The organism is Aeribacillus sp. FSL K6-8210 (assembly GCF_037963925.1).
GTDB classification, from domain to species: Bacteria; Bacillota; Bacilli; order Bacillales; family Aeribacillaceae; genus Aeribacillus; species Aeribacillus composti.
This window is the reverse complement of record NZ_CP150172.1, coordinates 3,663,023-3,684,547: the sequence shown is the minus strand read 5'-3', so window position 1 is coordinate 3,684,547 and position 21,525 is coordinate 3,663,023. Positions and strand designations below refer to the sequence as shown.

The following is a 21,525-nucleotide window of genomic DNA, read 5'->3' as shown; positions in this document are numbered from 1 at the left end:
ATTAAGAAATGTTTTATTTCAAGTTTTTGAAATAAAAAGAGGTATTCATAAGCGGAATAATCACTCACGGGACAGCTCCTGAATGCTGAAAATTTGGAGGGATTTTTTGTGTCACTGGCGTTTGAACGAAGAAAAAAATTTATACTAAAAAAGTTGGTAGATGAAGAAAAATTACATGTTTCTGAGTTAGCAGAAACACTCGATGTATCAACTGAAACGATTAGACGGGACTTGGACCGATTAGAAAAGGAGGGGAGGTTGAAAAAAGTATACGGCGGAGCTGTTCTAGCTGCTTCTTTTCCGTGGGAGCCTCCATTCGATGAAAAGTCTGCCATTAACTCGAAGCAAAAAAGAGTGATCGGCAAAATGGCTGCTTCTCTTGTTAATGATGGAGATATCATAATGGTCGGGAATGGAACAACTCCGTTGGAAATGATACGGTATTTAGGAAACAAAAAAAACGTTACTCTTATTACACATTCAGGGCCAGCAATGTTGTTGGCGACTGAAGTTTTTAAAGGCAAAATTATTTTTATAGGCGGAGAAGTTGATATAAACCAGAAGTCAACAACGGGGCCGCTTGCAGAAACAGCATTATATAAACTAAAAGCAAATAAAGCGTTTATTTCGGCAGGCGGAGTTTCTCTCAAAGAAGGCATCACAGACTATGACTTGAACCAAGCACATATTTCAAACATTATGATAGAACGATCAGAAGAACTCATCGTATTAGCAGATCATACGAAATTAGGTGAATCCACTTTCGCACATATATGCCCACTTGACAAAGTGTCTATCATAATATCAGATTGGGACTACCCTAAAAATTGGAAAAAACAACTGGAAGAAAAAAACATTAAACTACTGCTTCCGGATAAAGAAGATTTTGAGAATTCTTTTTAGATAACTGTAGATGAGCAAATTCACTAACATAAATTTACATCCGAACAAAAAAGGAGACATGAACCCGATTCCTTGATTAGAATAGATGTGTCACCAAACCATTCTCAAGGAGGTTCATGTCTCATGAATAGACTACCACATCACCAAGGAATCGACAAGTTTTTCGCAATGTTGGGGCTGGCCCTTTATTTCTCTAAGCCGGTCATGAAGCATCTCGTTCATATTATCGATGCGCTGACAACGAAAGGATTTGTGGGAACCTTGACCGATCTGCATCATGAGAGCTTTCATCCCAACCATCGAACGACACTGAGCCATTTTTTCACGAAAAGCCCTTGGGATGAAGAAATCTTGCTTCGCAAACTCCAGCAGTGGATGCTTCGTCATGTGGAACGAACGGCCAAGCGAAAGAATCACCCCATTTTTGTTTCGATCGATGATACGATCTGCCGAAAAACGAAGCCTTCGTCACAGGCGAAACACGCTATTGAAGGGTGTAATTGGCATTATTCTCACGCGGACAAAAAGTCGATTTGGGGACACTCTCTCGTCTGGCTCATGGTTCATACGATGACGCAAGCCTTTCCCTTTGCGTTTCGCCTCTACGACAAGGCGGATGGGAAAAGCAAGGGTCAATGGGCCATCGAGATGCTTTCTTCTTTGGATGTGCACGGTTCTGTTTATGTGCTGATGGATTCTTGGTACCCATCGAAAACACTCGTGGAAGCCTGCCTGAAAAAAGGATTCCACGTCATTGCGATGCTCAAGACGAATCGGGTTCTTTATCCAAAAGGCATCGCCATCCAAGCCAAACAGTTTGCCCGCTATATCGAACCGAACGACACCCATCTCGTCACGGTGGGAGAAGAGCGTTATCGCGTGTATCGCTACGAGGGAGCGCTGAAAGGTCTCGATGATGCCGTTGTGTTGTTGGCTTGGAAAGCCGATCAGCCGATGACACCTGAACATCTTCACTGCGTCTTGAGCACCGACCGGGAGCTAAGCGATGAAGAGATCTTGCGCTACTATGCCCAGCGTTGGTCGATCGAATGCTTTTTTCGACAAGCGAAAGACCAGCTGAAGCTCGATGGGTACCGCGTTCGTCAACGTCGGGCGGTGAAACGGTATTGGATCTTGGTGCAACTCGCTTATGTGTACAGTATGGTCGAATCCAACAGCGATTTCTCTACCGGGCTTGACTTCCTTCGAAAGAAGAAAGGACATAGCCTCGTGGAGTTTATTTACGATGCAGCGAAACAAGATATTCCCATTGATGTCGTTAAAAAACAGCTTCATGTGGCATAAGGGGTACTCCGTTTGTCTCTTTTTACATGGTAATTATTGTAATGAAAATTGCTCAACTACAGTAGATAATTCAGGTTTTCGTCAAAGTTGATAGCCGCTTTTATAAAATATTGGTATGCACTATAAAATGAATAACTCACAAGGTGGGTAAAGAAAAAAGAAGACATTATGTAATCGTAATGGTATTAAAAGTAACATACTGATAAAATACGGAATTTTAATTTTAAAGGGTATAGTTTCAAAAAATATTATAAAGAAATAGCAGAAAACAAAGATTAATTTATACAATTAATATTGAGATCCGACAGTTGTAACCGCCAAATAGAAATGAACACTTTCTTACCTAAAAATGCTGAATAAGTAAGATTGAACACTTTTTTCCAGTAGAGACGTGCACTTTATTTGGAGAGGCGGGCATGATAGCCTTTGTCGGCTGAGCCAGATTCATTGATATATCTGGCTTCCTGGCTAATAATCTTGTCCGCAGAGGCTCCAAGTAAAGTGACAAAATGCCAGCACTAACTTCCAGTAAAGTGTCCACTACTAATTAGCAAAAAATGTTCAAAGTTATCAGGCGGTTACAACAGTTTTATCAGAGAATACTTTACTATTGTAAAATAAAGCTTGCGTGAAAAAAGACGACAAGCTTTCTTTTGTGTGTGCGCCCGGCATGGGTGTAATCTATAGGGTGAAAGTCCCGAGCTGCGAAGGCAGAAGTAGCAGTTAGCTTAACGCAAGGGTGTCCGTGGTGACGCGGAATCTGAAGGAAGCGAGCGGCAAACTTTAAGGTCTCTCGGAACACGAACTTCATATGAGGCTAGGTATCACTGGGTGAGTTTGCAAGACAAAACAAAGCCCTTTCTGTCGAAGGTCATATCGAGTAAATGAGGCGGATAGATGGTGTGAAAGTGCATGTACTTACCCGGGGAGGTCTGGCTGGCACGCCAAGTAACCTTGGTAACCTATCTAGTGATAGATAACTGAACAGTCAGAAGTCAGCAGAAGTCATAGTACTCTTTCAAGCTCGAGATGGAAGAGGAAGGACTGAACAATTAAGGAGAACGAATCGCTAGGCGTTCACCTTCTGTGTGGAAGCAGACAATCCGATAGGACTTACTTGAAGGAGGAAGTGGTGAATCCCACGGGGGACTTCAAGAGGGTGGAGCAGAAGATGGCACAAATAGAAGAATTCGTTCACGTGGAGAGGATATCAATGTTGATGGAAATGATTTTGTCACGGGAAAATCTCCTGGCGGCACTGAAACGAGTCGAACAGAATAAAGGAGGTCACGGAGTAGATGGCATGTCCGTAAAAGACCTACGAAGACACCTCTACGAAAATTGGGACTCCATTCGACAGTCGTTGAGAGAAGGAACCTACAAGCCCTTACCCGTCCGTCGAGTCGAAATCCCGAAACCGAACGGTGGAGTAAGACTTCTAGGGATCCCTACCGTGACGGATCGTTTCATCCAACAAGCGATTGCCCAAGTGTTGACGAAAATCTTTGATCCGACCTTCTCGAACCATAGCTATGGTTTCCGACCAGGTAGAAGGGGACATGATGCGGTTAGGGAAGCAAAGGGTTATATCAAAGAAGGATATCGTTGGGTAGTCGATATAGACCTAGAGAAATTCTTTGACAAGGTGAATCACGACAAACTGATGGGGATCTTGGCGAAAACGATCAAAGATCGAATTCTACTGAAGGTAATTCGCCGGTATCTTCAATCAGGCGTGATGATCAATGGAGTGGTAATGGAAACGGACATGGGAACGCCTCAAGGCGGCCCGCTTAGTCCACTTTTATCAAACATCATGCTTCATGAATTGGATAAAGAGCTTGAGAAACGTGGACATAAGTTTGTTCGGTATGCGGATGACTGTAACATCTATGTGAAAACAAAGAAAGCAGGAATTCGTGTCATGAACTCCATTACGAACTTTATAGAGAAGGAGTTAAAGCTCAAGGTAAATAAAGAGAAATCGGCGGTAGACCGTCCTTGGAAACGGAAGTTTCTCGGTTTCAGCTTCACACTCAATAAGACTCCAAAGGTACGGATTGCGAACGAAAGTGTGAAACGTTTGAAGAACAAGATCCGTGAAATTACATCAAGGTCGAAACCGTATCCAATGGAGAAAAGGATTGAGAAACTGAATAAGTATTTAATGGGATGGTGCGGATATTTTGCCTTGGCAGAAACACCAAGTAAGTTCAAAGAATTTGATGAATGGATTAGACGAAGGCTTCGGATGTGTTTGTGGAAAGAATGGAAAACCCCGAAAACAAGAATTCGGAAACTCAGAGGATTAGAAGTTCCAAGCCATAAAGCATTCGAATGGGGCAATACACGCAAGAAATATTGGCGGATTGCCTGCAGTCCCATTCTACACAAAACCCTCGACAACTCCTATTGGAAGCGTCGAGGGTTAAGAAGTCTATTCGAAAGATATCAAGCACTACGTCATACTTAATTGAACCGCCGTATACCGAACGGTACGTACGGTGGTGTGAGAGGTCGGGGGTTAGTCACCCCATACCCGTCAAGTTAGCGGTATAAAATTTTTTAGGATGATACGCATGTTCGAAAAATCAATCAAAGGATGAAGAGAAAACCAAATGCTGGGCATGCCAAATAACCCTCAAGAAGAGGGTTATTTGGCATTTATATCCATAACCCACACTACCATATCCCCAATTTCTTTAAAAGATCCGATACCGTTTCCTCTCCTTTCCTTCGGTCTTTCCTCGTGTGTTTCCTTAACAGAGACAGGAGAGATGGAAGGGCGGTTTCCATCGCTTGGGGATGCAAAAGAAACCGATGCCAATACGATTGGAGGATATTAAGCGCTTTCCATTCACTGATCTCGATTCCCTCCCGTTGATGCCAATACCTTCGGGCTTGGAACAGAAGAGTCTGCGTGACTAAAATGGCAATCAATGTCCCATATAAGTGGCATTCGAATTTTGGTTTGACTTTACATTTGAAGGCTATATCATCACAACGGTGATTGCTACTTATATTGTTGCCATTGTTGCGGCGCTCTTTTCAGTATTTTTCTCACGGATCGCACAAAACTACATCACATTGATCGGCTCGCTTGTCCCGATCGTTGTGCTGCTAAGCTATTGTACTTTAAAATACCTTGTTGGCGAACTGTTTGCGATTCTTCATCCGCTTATGCTTACAATCGGCACCTTTCTTGTATTGATCGCGATCAGTACGATATTCATCATTTACAGAATGAAGCAGGAAAAGCTTGTTGATCTTATATAAGCCAAGCGATAGCGGACAAAGCACGATCTTGCTGATAGCGGGCTGGAGATCGATGAAGCAGGAATTCGCGGGGTTGCTTCCTTCTTCTGATTTTCCTTCCTCCAGACTCGATAAAATAACAGACAGTCTGATACGATTTACATTCATTTTTTAGAGCTTCGGCAAGCAATCAGAAACATCATGCTGCTATACCTTCTGATTTTTATCTGCCTATTTTTTGACTGATTTCTATAAATCCCTACCATTTTGAAATTTGATTGATCGAGAGGGGCTCGAAACTTTAAGACAATCAATCTCATTAGAACAATTTTAGTATCGGCTATTCAGTTTATGGGATTCGAAAACTTTAAGACGATGAATCTTGGACTTTGCCAGCATTTTTTTCTACCTACGCTATATGGTTTAAGGTGGACATTTCAGGAGGCTGGCAAGGTCTTTTTTATTGAAGTGCATTACTTTTGGACACCTGTATCAAGCGGAACGATGAAGGTTTCCGTCATTTCTGTTTTTTTCTAAATCTAAATGTTTTTCCTCTTTTATCTTCATTATTGTTATATGATGCAGTGAGGCTTTAACAGCATTACTTGAGCGTTTACAGTAAAACTGAAAAAAATGCCTGTCTCTGCTGTTTTGAATTGTAGCGGGCTGGAAACGTTCAAAAATCTAGTAAAAAACTTCATTATTTAAATTCCTATTAATAAGTTTGAAATTTTAGGTTGACATTTCTTATAGGTAGTTTTATATTATTTACAGAACATATGTTCTGTTTGGTAAGAATATTAATACTTGTCCCTAGCTGTTACGATTTTTAATCTTTCCCCCTCTTATGTTTTCCTCTTATTTTTATTCTCCCTCGAAAGGACGATCTCCATTATGAAAGAATACCTCGATTTGAAGATAGATTTCATGTTTAAGCAGCTGTTCGGCAACCCGAACCGCAAGTCGCTTACCATTGCTTTTTTGAATGCGATTTTACATCGGAGCGAAGCAGATCGCATTGTCGATGTTCAGTTTGAAAGCACAGAGCTGACGAAAGAGACAGAAGATGGAAAAATGAACCGGCTTGATGTACTGGTGCTGACGGATCGAAGCGAGCGCATCAATGTGGAAATTCAAATCGTAAATCAGCACGATTTACCGGAACGAATTTTGTATTACTGGGCGAGGGTTTTCTCCCGGTCATTAGCAAAAGGACAGCCGTACAGCATGCTTCCCCCTACCTTTATGATTACCATCCTTAATTATCGGCTTTTTCCTCATGAAACGGAGCGATTTCATACGGTTTTCCATATACGAGAAGATGAAGAACATTTTCTTTGGAGTCCGCACCTTGAATTTCACGTCATTGATTTACAGCAGTTTATGGTAAAATGGAAGAAATATAACAGAGAAATAAAACGATTGCCAGAGTATCCGTGGCTGATGATGCTGTCAGCAGTAGACGCCAAAAAGGGGAAAATCGATGAGTTTATGCTCAGTGAACTGGAGGTGTTTGCGATGAATGAGCAGGAAATTCGTGAAGCGCTGGAAGAATGGGAAAGCTTAAGTGTCAACCCGGTAAACCGTTATGAATACGAAATGCGTTTGAAATGGCTGCGGGACCAATTGTCAAACCTTCAAGGCGAACGGCGGGCAGGGTGGGAGGAAGGGCTGAAAAAAGGGTTGAAGCAGGGCCGGGAAGAAGGAGTTCGACAGGTAGCCATAGAAATGCTTCGTTTAGGGCTAGAAGAGGAAGTTATTATGTCAGTTACGAAATTAACTGAAGAAGAGCTAGATGAACTGAAGAAGAAACTATTGGATGAATGACTTTTTTGACCATGAGTAGAATAGTTCATTTTATGTGAAAAGAGGTATGAACTAAAATTTTTTTCATGTCTCCAGTGGATGGCGAAAAGTGAAAAATCGAAACTGGAGGTGTTTGCGATGAATGAGCAGGAAATTCGTGAAGCGCTGGAAGAATGGGAAAGCTTAAGCGTCAACCCGGTAAACCGTTATGAATATGAAATGCGTTTGAAATGGCTGCGGGACCAATTGTCAAACCTTCAAGGCGAACGGCGAGCAGGATGGGAGGAAGGGCTGAAAAAGGGAATGGAAGAAGGATTGAAAAAAGGGTTGAAGCAGGGCCGGGAAGAAGGAGTTCGACAGGTAGCTATAGAAATGCTTCGTTCCGGATTAGAACAGGAAGTTATTATGTCGGTTACAAAATTAACTGAAGAAGAGCTCGATGAGCTGAAGAAGAAACTATTGGATGAATGACTTTTTTGACCATGAGTAGAATAGTTCATTTTATGTGAAAAGAGGTATGAACTAAATTCTTTTTTTTCATGTCTCCAGTGGATGGCGAAAAGTGAAAAATCGAAACTGGAGGTGTTTGCGATGAATGAGCAGGAAATTCGTGAAGCGCTGGAAGAATGGGAAAGTTTAAGCGTCAACCCGGTAAACCGTTATGAATACGAAATGCGTTTGAAATGGCTTCGGGATCAATTGTCAAACCTCCAAGGCGAACGGCGGGCAGGATGGGAGGAAGGGTTGAAGCAGGGCCGGGAAGAAGGAGTTCGACAGGTAGCCATAGAAATGCTTCGTTCCGGATTAGAACAGGAAGTTATTATGTCGGTTACGAAATTAACTGAAGAAGAGCTCGATGAACTGAAAAAGAAACTATCCTCCAACTCCTTTTAAGCGGGAAGGAACGAGACTCTCATTACATGATTAACTATTGCCAGCTGTTCAGGTCAATTTTGTAAAAAGGAAGTTACCTGAATTTTGTGGACGAGATAGAGGAGTTATACTTGTTATTCCAGTAAAATGGGAGAGTGGGTAGCTGCTGCAAAGCATGTGCCAACATTGAAGGCGCCTGCCAGCGCGCACGAACTTGAAAACTTTCCTCCCTTGACGGGGATTCACGGAATCAGACGTATGCAATCGATGAGCTGACAGGCGAAATGATTTATTGGCTCTGGTGCCAGTAAATGGTTGATAACAATTTATTCATTATTCGTGTGATACTCCCATTTAGCTTTCTACCCGATCCACTGTTTCGCAATGGGAATTCTTTTAATGACGAAATAATCCCAAACCCACACTATCAATAGTGATGCGCCCACTAATGGGAAGAAAAGGCCTAAAGCAATGAAAATGACAGCTACTCCCTTTAACATTTTAAAGTTTTCTGGCAAAGCCGGAGCACCCAATTTGCCTTTCGGTTTTCGCTTCCACCACATTATAACGCCACTTACAACAATCATTATAATGCCAATAGTTAATGCAAGCATGAAAAGCTGGCTAATGAATCCAAATTCTCCTTGATGAAATGCAATGCCTAGTGAAATTAATTTTCCCAATGCACCATAGTCACTCCATGCAAATTTAGCTAAAACTTTTCCGCTGTATTGATCTATATGCAGCGTTTGTTGTGCCCAAGGCAGTGGGCGGTTAGGATAGACGTCAGCAGGATCTAGAAAGATCGTATATACACCGGTTTCTCCATCAGGAAATGCAATTCCATATCCCGGTTGGACGTTGTTTTTTTCTGCAATTTGCATAACTTTATCAACAGAAATTGTTTTCATTCCTTTGGGACTTGATTCGGGAACAGGTAAGTTTTCAGCTGCCCAAGGAACATCTGCTATTTCTTTTGTTGGAATTGTTGATTTAGGAAATGCATATTTTTCCCATGGTTGATCTCCTTCCGGGTTTCCGGAAATGGGATCAACGATACGATGTGCCATGCTTCCCCAAACACCGGACCACATGAGTCCAGAAAACAATTGTACGACGATAAAAAGAGAAAGCCAGATTGCTGTAACGGCATGCATATCGCGCCAAAACGTGCGGTTTCTTTTACTCAGGTTTATTCGCGGAATCAATGTCCCAAAAAGAGATTTTCTATTTCGCGGCCACCATAAGTAAACACCAGTAATAATTAGGATAATGAACCAGCAAGCGGAGAGCTCTACTAACCAGTTTCCAATGGTGCCGCCCCATAATTCACCGTTATGCAAATCTTTCACCCATGCCATGAAGCGTGCATTCTCATTTAACTTTCCAATAATGTCGCCGTTGTATGGATTAACAAACACAGATATACTTTCCCCGTTCACCATTATTTCAACCTCAGATGACCTGTCCGGCGCAAAGGAAGGTGTAAAACCTGTAATTTTTGCATGTGGATAATTCTTTTTCACTTCATGAATCTGTTCTGTAGATGAAATTTTATGCTGTCCTTGTTGGACGTAATAAAGATCATGGTACATGTAATTTTCAATTTGCGGTTTAAACAGGTAAATTCCTCCGGTAATAGACAAAAAAATAATCAGCGGTGCGAAAAAAATCCCTGCGTAAAAATGCCATCTCCATACTGTTTTATATAAAGAAGCTTTCGTTTGTTTATCAGTGAATGCTTTTGAATCCTTTGCTACTGCATCTATTCTTTCAAATTCCATTTTTTTCACCCTTTTTTTAAGCAATGACAAAACTTTTATAGATCATGTCGATATAACCTCAACAATTGCAATGCGGTTTTTTCCTTGTGGATCGTATTTTTCATATGGTCAATAATAGAGCCTTCCTTTATAAACAGAATTTGATCGCCTGCTTCTGCGGCAACATCCATCATATGAGTGGAAAAAATGATGATTGTGCCTTTCATCTTTTGTTCTTTTATCAAATTGACAAACTGATCAATCCAAAATGGGTCTAAACCATTTGTTGGTTCATCTAACAAGAGCAGTTTTGGATTTCCTAACAATGCTTGTCCTAATAATAGTCTTTGCCTCATTCCTTTTGATACATTTTTCACTAGTTCTCTTTTAAATTCTTCCAAACCTATTTTTTTTAAAATGTCTTGTACAGATGATTGATCTTTTTTCCGCAGTTTGGCATAAAATGATAAAAATTCTTGAAGCGTCATGAATTGCTGAGCATGAAAATCATCAGGCATGTAGCCGATCTGCTCGATATAGTTTTTTCTGTTTTTAATTAGACTGATATTGTTTAAAACAATGTCCCCGGAGGACGGATTTGAAATACCCGCCAAAATGCGAAGAAGCGTGCTTTTTCCGGCTCCGTTTCCGCCGCATAATACGATGCATTCCCCTTTTTTTGCTTCCAGTGACATGGAAGAAAGCACAACTTTTGTTTTATATTTTTTTGAAACGTCGGAGACTTGTAATGTTGTCATTGTCTTTTCTTCCTTTCAAGCTTCCAGACGGAAAATGCAAGCATGATGCTTGAAAAGATGAACATATAACCGACGAACAGCACCCATAATGCTTTTGTTTGCATAAAAGAGATGAGCTCGTCGTATGATTGTCCAAAAACAGCTCCGCCGTCAAGCTGAACAACAAATACTATACGGAGCAATTCCGCCGGATTACAGAATAAAGATGCCTTTAAAAGCGGAGCTATCATCGGATAAGGGACAAAGCTCAAAACGGAAATGACTGCAGTCGGCCATATCATGATAAGAAAGAACCACACGCCGACCGAAAGTATGAGAGCTTGCCATCTCGTTTCTGAAAACGAGCCAATGGTCAAGCCGATGACGAGAAAAAACCATATTAGCGAGATAGAAAAAATATATAAAATGAGCACCCATTTCAAAGATGATGAACTTCCCAATAAAGTGCCGACCAAAAGGCTCAAACTGAAGCTTAAGCTGAAGATGGCAGATTGTGCGGTCAATTGCCCGCAAAGCTTCCCAACCCAATAGGCAATAGTCGGCAACGGATACGTGCATAAAAGACTCCACTGGCCATTTTCCATTTCATTCGCGATGGAAAACGATCCAGCCACCAGCATAAACAGTGGTACGATGTACAGCACAATGTTGGCGATTGTGCCTGTCATGTTTGTATAGCCTGTGAGAGCAGGGTTATTCCGCTCTAACAAAAATAGTAATGATAAAACGAAAATCCATAGAAACACAAACGTGTAAGAAGAACGCTGCCTGATTGTCAAACGCCATTCGGCTTTCCATATGTTCCGCATAATTCCTCCCACTGTAAAAAAAGGGCACTTATAAATTTGCCCTTCATTCATGTGAATGATCATTGCCCTCATCCATGTGGCTGTCGCCATTCATATCCGTATGACCATCCTGCATATTCTTTTCCATCATTTCTTTATTCATTTTCCATTTATGATCTTGCAATTGATCGAAGTTTAATATTTTTCCGCTATTTTTTGATATGAAGGCTTCAGCATCTTTTTTATCTTGGAAAGAAATGACGTTGTAGGCCATTGGCGTCCGTATCGATTGATCATACACGTAGGTTGCTTTATCAGATTCAACCCATTCTTTCGAATGATAATCTCTGACGAATTCCGCTTCGATGTTTTCATTTTTATTTTCGCTTTTCCATTTATACATACATCCGATATCATCAAAAATGAATGTTTTGCCATTTTTTAAAATAAGCTGTGTTGCAAACTGATTATCCATTACAGCCATGTTACATTGAGCGCATTTATCGTTTTTTTCATCAATGGCTCTTGGCGACACTTCCTTTTTTCCGCACGCAGCAGTGATAATCAGTAGAGCGCATAACATGAAAATGAAATACATTTTACGCATCCTCTTTTTTCCTCCCTATCCTCCATAAAGTAATGCTTCCTAAAAACAAGAGAAGACTGAAAACAATGATCACTCCAGAAGATGACTTTGATTCATCTTGTATTTTAGCTGTCATAAGCGGCGAGTCATCCGTCATCGCTTCATTGTCTGGACTTTTCCATAATTTTTGCAATACAACCATGCCTGGTGAATGGAAAAACAGCTGGTATTCTGGAATATCCTTCGTCAAACTTAAAAAGAACGGATTCGTTTTATAAGGTATGTCGCTATAACCGGATCCATCGGCATCAAGCTTTAGAGAGGCGTCCCAATAATTCCTTTTCACTTCATTGTCCGAGCTGCTCAAAGCTTGAGCTTCATTTACATTGCTAATAAACGTATTGTTTGAAACGATGTTTCCGTTCGCCTCTTTGAATTGAATGCCAATAAAATTCCCACGCATTTCATTGGATAAAATAAGGTTATTGGAGGCGCTTTCGGCAAAAATACCAACTCGATTATAAGAAATATTATTGCGGACCACCTTTGTCTCTGTCGCATCAAATAAAAGAATCCCCTGAGCATGAACATTGCGGTTGTTAAAAATGAATTCATTTTTTTCGATTTTTCCACCCTTTGTTTCCATGACCATCGCTCCTGCCACGTTATTTTTGGAAATGTTTTTTTGAATTGTTATGTGGTCAGAATACATAATGTGTATGCCGTAATTTGATTGCTGGATGAGGTTTTGGACGGCCGTTGTATAATCGCTTTGCTCCATATAAATCCCATCTCTCACTTTTTCGATTCTGACTTTTTCAATGACATTTTGTTCTGACTTCCATAAATCAATCCCGTTATGTTGTTTTTCACCTTTTATCGAGCTTTGTGTGATGACGGTGTGATAGGCGTGTTCAAGCTTTATCCCGATCCCCTTTGTACGAATATGAACGTGTTCAATTCGGTGATGATTTCCTGATACTTGTATAGCGGCAGCGTTTTTCTCTTGGCTGCATTGAATGACCGTTACGTTTTTTACTGAAACGCGTTGACCTTTGATGGAGATGACGGGTTCTTTACGGCAGGATTGAATGGTTACTTGTCCATTTCCTTGTAACGTAACAGGTTTTGAGAGCACAATTGATTCATGATAAACGCCTCTCGGTATTCTCACGATTGAGTGCTCTGGAGCTTGATCAATCAGATATTGCAATGTGCTTTCGGCATGGATGCTGCTGGATGGATGTGTCCAAAAAAGCATCAAAAAAACGATTAAATACCATAATTTTTTCATGACGGAATCCTTTTTTCAGTGTCATTGTTCTAATTGAAGGTTAGCGTATAATTGTGTGAAAACTATGAAGCCTATTTGGATATTTTTTTACATTTGTTTCCTTTCTTACATTCATTTACTGGCCTTTGCTTTTAAAATTGGCAATTTGTCAAATCCAATCGCAGGAGGTCTAAACATGATGGACAGTCATGTGAAACATTTGCTTGCCTTTCTATCGCTCGGAGCTTACTAGGACAAATTTATGAAAAACTTCAAACAAATTTCATAATTTCTGGTTATAATTAATAAATTAGAAAATTCATTTAATAAGTTGAGAGAAGGTGTCAAGTGGCTGATGTCTTTAAAGGTGTTGATCGTTGATGATGAAGAAAAGATGCGAAAGCTGATTAGAACGTATTTGACAAGAGAAGGATATATATGTTTGGAAGCAAAAGACGGGTTTGAAGCACTTGAAAGATTAAAAAAGGAAAACCCGGATATGCTGATCGTTGATGTCATGATGCCTTACATTGATGGTTTTACTTTAGTCGAGGAAATGCGGCAATATCTTCAAATTGATTCTCCAGTCATTTTTTTAACGGCAAAAGGGAATGAGGAAGATAAGGTGAAAGGTTTAAAGATTGGGGGAGATGACTATATAGTAAAACCTTTTCATCCTTCAGAGCTTTTGGCGCGTATGGAAGTGATTTTTCGCAGAACACATCGAATTGCTAGCGATGTAAAAATAGCAGCTATTGGACCGTTGCAATTTGATCTTCAAGGCCGGATTGCCACTGTTGAAGGTCGCAGGCTTGCGCTCACTCAAAAAGAATTTGATCTATTATTCCTTTTAGCCAAAAATAAAGGAAAAGTATTTACACGAGGTCAATTGCTTGACCAAATATGGGATTCCGATTATGCAGGAAGTGAACGAACCGTTGATACTCATATTAAAACGATTCGTCTAAAATTAAAGGAGCACAGCCATCTTATTCAAACCGTTTGGGGAATCGGTTACAAGTTTGAGGTGCCGTCTTGAAAAAAATAAAACATTTTTCAGTTAGTCAGAAAGTATTGCTGCTCTTTTTCGTCAGCATCATTTTTTCCATCTTGTTTTCTTTTCTGTTCATTCACTTCCTATATAAAGAGCTTTACATTCGCAGTGTGAAAGAGCGGCTTATTTTTGAGGGAAAGCAGACAGCTGCTCACTTTCATTACGGCTCGCTAAGTGAAGATATTAAAGAAAAAATTGAATGGTATAATCTCATTTCACCTTATGAAGTAATAGCTGTTGATCAATTAGATGAGCTTCATCAACATTTTCCGTATCAAATTGATTACAAACATCTGATCAGCCAAGAAGATGAGAAAAAGCTCTCATCCGGGCAATACGTAGTTAAAGAGGGCTATGTTCATGAATTGGATCGAAAGATTGTCGGAGCAATATTCCCGCTAACCCACGAACAGAACTTAATAGGTTTTATATATATTTATATTCCTTTAGCCGAAATACCAGAGGTTTTTAGTAAAGGCATTCCGATTTTAATCTTGTTCGGTTTAATCTTTTTCGTATTGATCTATTTTGTTATCACGTACTCAATTCATTCGATCTTTCGTTCGCTGCGAACAATTCAAACGATTGCAAAAGAGATCAGCCGCGGAAATTTTTCTAAAAGAGTTCCTATCCAAACGTCAGATGATATAGGAGAATTGGCGAGCGCCTTCAACAAAATGACGGAATCTCTTGAAAAACAAGACGAGCGCAAGAAAGAATTTTTATCCAACGTGGCTCATGAATTAAGAACCCCTCTCACATATATTGGAGGATACACGCAAATCTTGCTGGATGAAGCTTATTCATCAAAAGAAGAGGCGAAAAATCATCTTCTGCTCATCAATAAAGAAACAACGCGAATGCAGAAGCTCATAAACGACTTATTACAATTAAATGAGCTGGAAAACAAAGATATGACTCTTGAAGCAGAGCCGATCGCCTTTTCCCAATTGATTCTTGATTCATTAGAACTGTTTGCGCCTGCGCTGAAGAAAAGGAATATATCCATCAAAACAGATTTAGATGATGAAATCATCATTATGGGAGATATGAACCGGCTGCATCAAGTTTTTTGTAATGTGATTGACAATGCCATTAAGTATTCCTTCGAAAACGGGATGATCAACATTGCATTGTATCAGAAAGAGAAGCGGGCTGTTGTTATCGTTCGGGATAATGGAATAGGCATACCGAAAAAAGAGTTGGATCGTATAGGGGAACGTTTTTACCGGACAGATAAATCGCGTTCAAGAGAAACAGGGGGAACAGGCCTCGGGCTTTCCATCGTCAAACAAATTGTTGCTTTACATAACGGGACGATGAAAATTGAAAGTGAAGAAGGGCAAGGAACATCGGTTATTTTGTCATTTCCGATAGTAGAGTAGATGTTTAAAAAGGCTATACGAAATGTGGCCTTCAGGCAGTACGATAAAAGTTTCCTCTGGTCTGCAAATGCTTTTGATCAATCTTTTTTTGAGGTTTCGCATTTTTTAACCTACTGACGAATATTTCAAGAACTTTTTTATCTAAACGTCGTTCCTGTTTAAGATTCCTAAACAACCATCATTGAAACTCATCAGTATATTTATTCTTTTATTTCCGTGAAAAATCCCTTTGTGAGACAGGTTAGGTGTTTTTTGCAAAATAAAAGTGCAGAGAATTGCAAAATCCTTATGCAGTGATATGCAATGGGGCTTTACATGGAGGAGGAGCCATGATAACTTTTTTTGGTTTTGCCAAAACTGTTGAAGCTGGCGCTTGACTAAAGAATCATGGCTACAGAGGATCCACGTCAAGCCCTTGATGGATAGATCACATATACATTTATTCAAAATTTTGATAAAGATATACTGCAACCCTCTGTATTTTTTTCTTGCAGAAAACAAGGTTAAACTTTTTCCTAACTGTCTACACAAGAGGGATCATAATAAAAGCCGGGTTTAATTTGTAAGATTGCTTATATGTTATTGTTCAACATTTATTTTTATGTTCTTAATGGAAAATCTTTTACCTTCAACATCCTCGCTTTCAGATAATTTGGAAGTGTTGACTGCTACATAATATGTTCCCGTTTTATCTATAGCTATATGAAATTTCTCCTCAAATTTTTGATTAGGCTTGATTTCGTCTTTATATAAAACTCTGTTTGAGGTTTAATCTTTTGAATAAATTACTTCACCTCACTTATCCTTTATAATGAATGATTCTATTATTGGTTTACTATGAAATAAAGTTGTTTCAGCTCCGTTATTTTTAAAAGCTGTAATGATATCAAATTCTTGTTTGTTTTTAACCACTTTGGGGACTTTTAATTTCAGCTCAAAATTTCCGTAACTTGCAGTTTTCTCATCTTTCTTTAATTCATTTACATTATTGCAGCCAACCAAAAAAACATAATGAATAATAAAATAATGTTACGCAATCTTTTCACTCCTGAATCTATATTCATTTAAAACTAGTCTAATTCCTAATTGGGCAATTAGTAGGTATATAAATGATGACCTCACTTAATATTCCTATAAGTCTATTTTGCCGCTCACAAGTAATTAAGCTTGTCTTATTCCCTTACGTATGATGCCAGAATAAACTTTTTTATAATATTATGTAAATAAAAATCAGCAATTTAGAGTAATTCAAAAGCATTAAATCTTGCAAATTCAGTCCACACATTTGATAGTGTAAAAATGAAAACATGAAGACTGCTTCCCGTTAGTGAATACAAGGAGGAATACAATCGTGGTTCAACACCCATTGCCTTTGAAATGATAAGTTTTGCATCGTTTTTTGACTAAAAATTAGGGATTTATAGTCTAATCCTTCATTTGATAAGAAAGATTATTTTTTCGTTAATAAATGATAGATTTCCTGTAGTCTAAAATTCATGCAATAAAAATAAAACAGTACGATTCATTCATATATTTATCAGCTGCTGAAAGCGTGCGGTTTACACCATTTTGCTTTCATGAACGAATATCGCTTCGTTACGTCGTGCGCTTGCGTTCATTACGGTATTTCTTCTGGAACGTTGAACGTCTTTTTCTCGTTACTCCGTACTTTTATATGTCTTTTGGCTTATAGCCACCCTTGAAAGCAGGTAAGACTTTCTTTCATTTCTACAGCTCCAATCTGTTTCCACCGTTTTGTCCGCTCATGCACCACTTTTCAATTTTAAGTGAAAAACTGTGTATTAAATAAAAGGTTAAAACATTTTACACTAAAAGCATCTAATGAGCAGAGACTAGATCAAAAGGAGGAGATCGTAATGAGTGACTCATGGCTTGAATTAGAAGGAAAGGTGGCGATTGTAACAGGCGGCGTTTCCGGGATCGGATTACATATCACAAACGAACTGATCCGAAATGGGGCAAAAGTTGTTGTAGCCGATTTAAATGGAGAAGAAGGACCGCAAGATAATGGTTCTTATTTTCTAAAATGTGACGTTACAAAAAAAGAAAGCGTTGACAAAATGGTGGCCGAAACCGTGAAATTATTCGGCTCAGTCGATATTTTAGTAAATAATGCCGGAGTCAACCTGCCAAGACTGTTAGTCGATGTCAAAGGTGAAAAACCTGAATACGAGTTGAATGAGAAAGATTTTGACTTTATGGTAGCTGTCAATCAAAAAGGTCCTTACCTTTGTGCACAGGCGTCTGCCAGAGAAATGATTAAGCAAAATAAAGGAGTTATTATCAATATTGCTTCCGAAGCCGGACAGGAAGGATCATCTGGACAAAGCTGCTATGCCGCGACAAAGGGAGCATTAATAGCTTTCACTCGTTCGTGGGCAAAAGAACTCGGCAAATACAATATCCGGGTTGTTGCGGTGGCGCCTGGCATCAACGAACCGACAGGCTTGACGTCAGATGCTTATAATGAAGCGCTTGCCTATACTCGAGGAGTCACAGTTGATCAATTGTCAACGGATTACAGCAATTCCATTCCTCTTGGGCGTCCGGGTAAACTAAAAGAAATAGCCGATTTAGTTTCTTACTTGGCTTCAGACCGTGCAAGTTATATTACTGGTACGACAGTTAATATTTCTGGAGGCAAATCCCGCGGTTAAGATCACAGCAGCCTAAAAAAATGGTCCTATAACGAAATATCACAAAATTCCAATCACTACCTTTGACTGATAGACGAAACTATGTCACTTTATTTTTACGTAAAAGGTGGTGAATATTGTTGGATTTTACAATTGATGGCCGTGTTGTTCAAATGCTAGAAACGTTTCAAAAAAAATCCTATTGTTCTTTGGATTATCTTGCCAACTCATTGGGGGTCAGCACGAGAACAATCCGCAATTATATTAAGCTACTTAACAGTGAACTGAATGGGATTGCAGCCATCAAAAACGAAAAGGGAAAAGGCTACCATTTGTTTATTGAAGATGGGCATAGGTTTGATGATTTCATTGAAACCGTTTCTAAGAAGAAAAACATGCTGGATTCATCACAAAGGCGTATCGCTTTTATCATTGATCGATTAATCAACAGCAAAGGAAGGAATACGCTGGATGAGCTCGCTTTTGACATGAATCTGGGGAGAACAACTCTTGTAAATGAAATAAAAAAAGCTGCCGTAGCGTTGGAATCTTACAATTTAGCCATTCATGGAAAACCGAACAGCGGGATGAGCCTAAAAGGAAATGAACTGGATATCCGTTTTTTTATATTAGATAACGTCTATGACTATTTATACGGGGATTACCCGCTGGATGAAGATATTAAAGAAGAAATAATGAAGATTGCCAATCACTACAATTTAGAGTCTACCACCCAAAAAAAGTTAATGCAATTTATTATTGTCATGTTGGATCGTTTTATAAAAAATCATCCTCTTACGGAATTGGATGAAAAATATAACAAACTATTAAATACACAGGACTATTCGATTGCTTCAGAAATCGTTTCCGTAATCGAACGGCATTTGCCGGTTGAAATTTCACAACCTGAAATACTGTTTATAACATTGCCGATCGCGGGAAGAAGAACGCCGACAAACATTCGAACAATTGCAGACATTACAATTTCCGACGATATTAAACGTCTCTTGGACTTAATAATCGAACAAGTAGGGTTTGATAAAAGCATTATTTTCGAAAATGAAACATTTTTCAAAGATATTCTGTATCATTTAACCTTTATGCTGAACCGCTTGATGTTTGATGTGCGTTTGAAAAATCCGCAGCTGGCTGATGTGAAGGAGAAGTATCCTGTCGCCTTTAAATTGGCCGAAATTGCCGGGCAAGTAATTGAGAAAGAGTATGGACTGAAGGTTCCTGAAGATGAGCTTGGCTACCTATCCTTGTATTTCGGAGTATTCATTGCCCAACATGATGAAATAACGAGAGCATTAAAAAAAGTTGCAGTCATTTGCGGAACCGGGCGGGGATCTGCCAAATTAGTCTCTATTCAACTGCAGCGCATATTAAATCCAAATACTCAAATTGATATTTACTCTGAAATTGAAATTTCAAAAGAGCTTTTGAATCAATACGATATGGTCTTTTCAACAGTAAAGCTTCATTTTGCAATTGATCCACCTGTCATCATAATTAACGAAATCTTTGACGAAGCGAGTGTTTCTAGGCAAATAGAAAAGATGACCTATCGGAAAAAATTTAAAATGAAAGATTTTGGCAATCACCGTTCAATTTTAAAACTTTTACTCAACAAAGATAAATTCTTCGTCTTAGATACAAATAAAGGCTACCACGAAAATGTGAATGATATGATCGACGTTTTAGTCAAGAAAGGCTATTTGGACGAAGGGTTTAAAGAGAGGCTGAGAGAAAGGGAAGAGAAAGGATCAATGGTTTTTGACCGGTATATATCCTTGCCGCATACAGTTAACTACAAGTCCAATCAGATTGAAATGGCGATCGGTGTTTTTCCTGAAAAAGCAGTGGTTGACGGGAAGGAAATCAAGCTTGTCTTTCTGTTGGGAATACCGGAAAAAGCCGATAATGATGCAAGCCTCCTGATTAAAATTTACGATGAAATCATCAAAATCGCCTCTGATCAGAAACAGGTAGAGGAATTGGCCGATGCAGCCAGCTACGAAGATTTTACAAAATGCCTCGAACAAGCAAGCAGTTCATCATCAATCTTAGGGATGTGATAGGATGCAATTGATCATCATTATGCTTTTTATAGCAGGAGCATTTATCGTGCAATTGGCATTAGGTTATTTTCAAATTAAACATTTTGCCAAAGCGTATATAGAGCTGCGAAAGATTGGAAAAGTGGCAATCGGAAAGCGCCCCGGCAGAATTCGGGCGGGCACCATTGTATTATTTGCCGTTTCCGACAGCGGGAAGATTCTGAAAGCAATGAAAATACAAGGGGTTACAGTTTTAGCGAAAGTTCGGGAATTGAAAGGCTTTACGGGCAAAAATATAAAAACGCTTGGAGAAGCCGATATGGCTCATTGCAACAAGCTATTGAAATCAGCTATTTTGGATGCGGTCAGCAATTATAAGATTATTATGAGCGGCGGGGAAATTCCCGAAAAGCCGAGTATCTTTAAACGAATCATGATGCAGGCAGAAAACATTGTTTCGGTAAAAAAATCATGAAGAGGTGAGGAACGTGGATATTATTGTTACGATTGCTGAAGGTTTTATGAATTTGTTTAAAACTGGCGCAGAAACATTTATTTCGTGGATGCAAAGCATTGTTCCGCTTGTGTTGCTATTGATGGTTTGTATGAATACATTCATTCAGCTTATTGGAGAAAAGCGGGTCAATAAACTTGCGATGGCATCTTCTAAAAACCCGTTGTTAAGATATTTAGTCTTGCCGCTTGTCGGTTCATTTATGCTAGGGAATCCAATGGCGTTGTCATTAGGACGTTTTTTGCCGGAAAGATATAAACCGAGCTATTTCGCTTCAGGTGCATATTTTTGCCATACCAGCAACGGTTTATTTCCACATATAAACCCAGGGGAATTATTTATTTGGCTCGGTATTGCGGCTGGAATTGAGAAACTAGGTTTGAGCACTGCAGAATTGGCTGTCCGTTATTTCCTTGTCGGTCTCGTGATGAACTTCTTCGCAGGCTGGATTACAGATTTTACAACAAGAATAGTAGAAAAACAGCAAAATATTAAATTGAAAACAGAAGTAACGTTACATCATCGTTAGAAAAGGAGGAGGAATG

Annotated in this window: 19 protein-coding genes; 14 read left to right on the top strand and 5 right to left on the bottom strand. The window is 39.4% G+C overall.

Translation table 11 applies throughout. From position 1 onward, the window contains the following. Nucleotides 1-108: 108 nt before the first annotated feature. From NSQ41_RS17790 to NSQ41_RS17755, 8 genes are all read left to right on the top strand, one after another. A complete protein-coding gene (locus NSQ41_RS17790) occupies nucleotides 109-903 on the top strand; it encodes a DeoR/GlpR family DNA-binding transcription regulator (protein WP_339210542.1) in 795 nt (264 codons plus the stop codon). A gap of 123 nt (nucleotides 904-1,026) precedes the next feature. Further along, a complete protein-coding gene (locus NSQ41_RS17785) occupies nucleotides 1,027-2,208 on the top strand; it encodes an IS701 family transposase (protein ID WP_063388773.1) in 1,182 nt (393 codons plus the stop codon). Between the two features lie 1,213 nt (nucleotides 2,209-3,421). Next, nucleotides 3,422-4,681, top strand: coding sequence for a group II intron reverse transcriptase/maturase (gene ltrA, locus NSQ41_RS17780; protein WP_094245397.1), 1,260 nt, complete (start codon nucleotides 3,422-3,424; stop codon nucleotides 4,679-4,681). A 145-nt stretch (nucleotides 4,682-4,826) separates the two neighbouring features. Further along, nucleotides 4,827-5,054: a hypothetical protein gene (locus NSQ41_RS17775; protein WP_339197823.1), complete on the top strand. Its 228-nt coding sequence runs from the start codon at nucleotides 4,827-4,829 to the stop codon at nucleotides 5,052-5,054. Between the two features lie 106 nt (nucleotides 5,055-5,160). After that, nucleotides 5,161-5,484, top strand: a complete 324-nt coding sequence (locus tag NSQ41_RS17770) for a hypothetical protein (RefSeq protein WP_339210540.1) — start codon at nucleotides 5,161-5,163, stop codon at nucleotides 5,482-5,484. Between the two features lie 870 nt (nucleotides 5,485-6,354). Continuing rightward, nucleotides 6,355-7,290 carry an Rpn family recombination-promoting nuclease/putative transposase gene (locus NSQ41_RS17765; protein WP_339211654.1) on the top strand — a complete coding sequence of 312 codons (936 nt, stop codon included), beginning with the start codon at nucleotides 6,355-6,357 and terminating at the stop codon, nucleotides 7,288-7,290. 117 nt (nucleotides 7,291-7,407) lie between these two features. Beyond that, on the top strand, nucleotides 7,408-7,740 hold the full coding sequence (locus tag NSQ41_RS17760; protein WP_339210539.1) for a hypothetical protein: 333 nt from the start codon (nucleotides 7,408-7,410) through the stop codon (nucleotides 7,738-7,740). 120 nt (nucleotides 7,741-7,860) lie between these two features. Next, the gene (locus tag NSQ41_RS17755; protein WP_339197814.1) at nucleotides 7,861-8,163 is read left to right on the top strand and encodes a hypothetical protein; all 303 of its coding nucleotides are present in this window, start codon (nucleotides 7,861-7,863) and stop codon (nucleotides 8,161-8,163) included. Nucleotides 8,164-8,504: 341 nt separating this feature from the next. On the opposite strand, the gene NSQ41_RS17750 is transcribed toward NSQ41_RS17755, so the two are convergent. Genes NSQ41_RS17750 through NSQ41_RS17730 form a run of 5 tightly spaced genes read right to left on the bottom strand, consistent with a single transcriptional unit; the run spans nucleotide 8,505 to nucleotide 13,331 of the window. After that, nucleotides 8,505-9,926: a PepSY domain-containing protein gene (locus NSQ41_RS17750; RefSeq protein ID WP_339210538.1), complete on the bottom strand. Its 1,422-nt coding sequence runs from the start codon at nucleotides 9,924-9,926 to the stop codon at nucleotides 8,505-8,507. Between the two features lie 35 nt (nucleotides 9,927-9,961). Then, entirely contained in the window at nucleotides 9,962-10,663 is a 702-nt protein-coding gene (locus tag NSQ41_RS17745) for an ABC transporter ATP-binding protein (RefSeq protein ID WP_117017156.1), read from the bottom strand. Next, on the bottom strand, nucleotides 10,660-11,472 hold the full coding sequence (locus tag NSQ41_RS17740) for an ABC transporter permease subunit (RefSeq protein ID WP_117017183.1): 813 nt from the start codon (nucleotides 11,470-11,472) through the stop codon (nucleotides 10,660-10,662). Before NSQ41_RS17740 ends, NSQ41_RS17745 begins: the two co-directional genes overlap by 4 nt. 43 nt (nucleotides 11,473-11,515) lie before the next feature. After that, nucleotides 11,516-12,058 (bottom strand): nitrous oxide reductase accessory protein NosL, encoded by a 543-nt coding sequence (locus NSQ41_RS17735; RefSeq protein WP_117017157.1) that lies wholly within the window; start codon nucleotides 12,056-12,058, stop codon nucleotides 11,516-11,518. Beyond that, on the bottom strand, nucleotides 12,051-13,331 hold the full coding sequence (locus NSQ41_RS17730) for a NosD domain-containing protein (protein ID WP_339210536.1): 1,281 nt from the start codon (nucleotides 13,329-13,331) through the stop codon (nucleotides 12,051-12,053). Before NSQ41_RS17730 ends, NSQ41_RS17735 begins: the two co-directional genes overlap by 8 nt. Nucleotides 13,332-13,665: 334 nt before the next feature. Between NSQ41_RS17730 and NSQ41_RS17725 the strand changes: the two genes are divergently transcribed. The 6 genes from NSQ41_RS17725 (at nucleotide 13,666) to NSQ41_RS17700 (ending at nucleotide 21,509) form a co-directional block, all read left to right on the top strand. Then, nucleotides 13,666-14,349, top strand: coding sequence for a response regulator transcription factor (locus NSQ41_RS17725; RefSeq protein ID WP_063388886.1), 684 nt, complete (start codon nucleotides 13,666-13,668; stop codon nucleotides 14,347-14,349). Then, complete coding sequence (locus NSQ41_RS17720; RefSeq protein WP_082830363.1) at nucleotides 14,346-15,749, top strand: ATP-binding protein; 1,404 nt, start codon at nucleotides 14,346-14,348, stop codon at nucleotides 15,747-15,749. The genes NSQ41_RS17725 and NSQ41_RS17720 overlap by 4 nt, the downstream gene beginning before the upstream one ends. A 1,877-nt stretch (nucleotides 15,750-17,626) precedes the next feature. Next, complete coding sequence (locus NSQ41_RS17715) at nucleotides 17,627-18,427, top strand: SDR family oxidoreductase (RefSeq protein WP_063388884.1); 801 nt, start codon at nucleotides 17,627-17,629, stop codon at nucleotides 18,425-18,427. A 119-nt stretch (nucleotides 18,428-18,546) separates the two neighbouring features. Next, entirely contained in the window at nucleotides 18,547-20,484 is a 1,938-nt protein-coding gene (locus tag NSQ41_RS17710; protein WP_339210534.1) for a BglG family transcription antiterminator, read from the top strand. Between the two features lie 4 nt (nucleotides 20,485-20,488). Continuing rightward, on the top strand, nucleotides 20,489-20,941 hold the full coding sequence (locus NSQ41_RS17705; RefSeq protein WP_186439333.1) for a transcriptional regulator GutM: 453 nt from the start codon (nucleotides 20,489-20,491) through the stop codon (nucleotides 20,939-20,941). Nucleotides 20,942-20,954: 13 nt separating this feature from the next. Beyond that, on the top strand, nucleotides 20,955-21,509 hold the full coding sequence (locus NSQ41_RS17700; protein ID WP_066251165.1) for a PTS glucitol/sorbitol transporter subunit IIC: 555 nt from the start codon (nucleotides 20,955-20,957) through the stop codon (nucleotides 21,507-21,509). Nucleotides 21,510-21,525 lie beyond the last annotated feature (16 nt).

What these genes read in the sequence shown, in the direction of transcription:
- NSQ41_RS17785 (WP_063388773.1), top strand. Translation starts at nt 1,027, where the DNA reads ATGAATAGACTACCACATCACCAAGGAATCGACAAGTTTTTCGCAATG.
- ltrA (WP_094245397.1), top strand. Translation starts at nt 3,422, where the DNA reads ATGTTGATGGAAATGATTTTGTCACGGGAAAATCTCCTGGCGGCACTG.
- NSQ41_RS17775 (WP_339197823.1), top strand. Translation starts at nt 4,827, where the DNA reads ATGCTGGGCATGCCAAATAACCCTCAAGAAGAGGGTTATTTGGCATTT.
- NSQ41_RS17760 (WP_339210539.1), top strand. Translation starts at nt 7,408, where the DNA reads ATGAATGAGCAGGAAATTCGTGAAGCGCTGGAAGAATGGGAAAGCTTA.
- NSQ41_RS17755 (WP_339197814.1), top strand. Translation starts at nt 7,861, where the DNA reads ATGAATGAGCAGGAAATTCGTGAAGCGCTGGAAGAATGGGAAAGTTTA.
- NSQ41_RS17750 (WP_339210538.1), bottom strand. Translation starts at nt 9,926, where the DNA reads ATGGAATTTGAAAGAATAGATGCAGTAGCAAAGGATTCAAAAGCATTC.
- NSQ41_RS17745 (WP_117017156.1), bottom strand. Translation starts at nt 10,663, where the DNA reads ATGACAACATTACAAGTCTCCGACGTTTCAAAAAAATATAAAACAAAA.
- NSQ41_RS17740 (WP_117017183.1), bottom strand. Translation starts at nt 11,472, where the DNA reads ATGCGGAACATATGGAAAGCCGAATGGCGTTTGACAATCAGGCAGCGT.
- NSQ41_RS17735 (WP_117017157.1), bottom strand. Translation starts at nt 12,058, where the DNA reads ATGCGTAAAATGTATTTCATTTTCATGTTATGCGCTCTACTGATTATC.
- NSQ41_RS17730 (WP_339210536.1), bottom strand. Translation starts at nt 13,331, where the DNA reads ATGAAAAAATTATGGTATTTAATCGTTTTTTTGATGCTTTTTTGGACA.
- NSQ41_RS17725 (WP_063388886.1), top strand. Translation starts at nt 13,666, where the DNA reads ATGTCTTTAAAGGTGTTGATCGTTGATGATGAAGAAAAGATGCGAAAG.
- NSQ41_RS17715 (WP_063388884.1), top strand. Translation starts at nt 17,627, where the DNA reads ATGAGTGACTCATGGCTTGAATTAGAAGGAAAGGTGGCGATTGTAACA.
- NSQ41_RS17705 (WP_186439333.1), top strand. Translation starts at nt 20,489, where the DNA reads ATGCAATTGATCATCATTATGCTTTTTATAGCAGGAGCATTTATCGTG.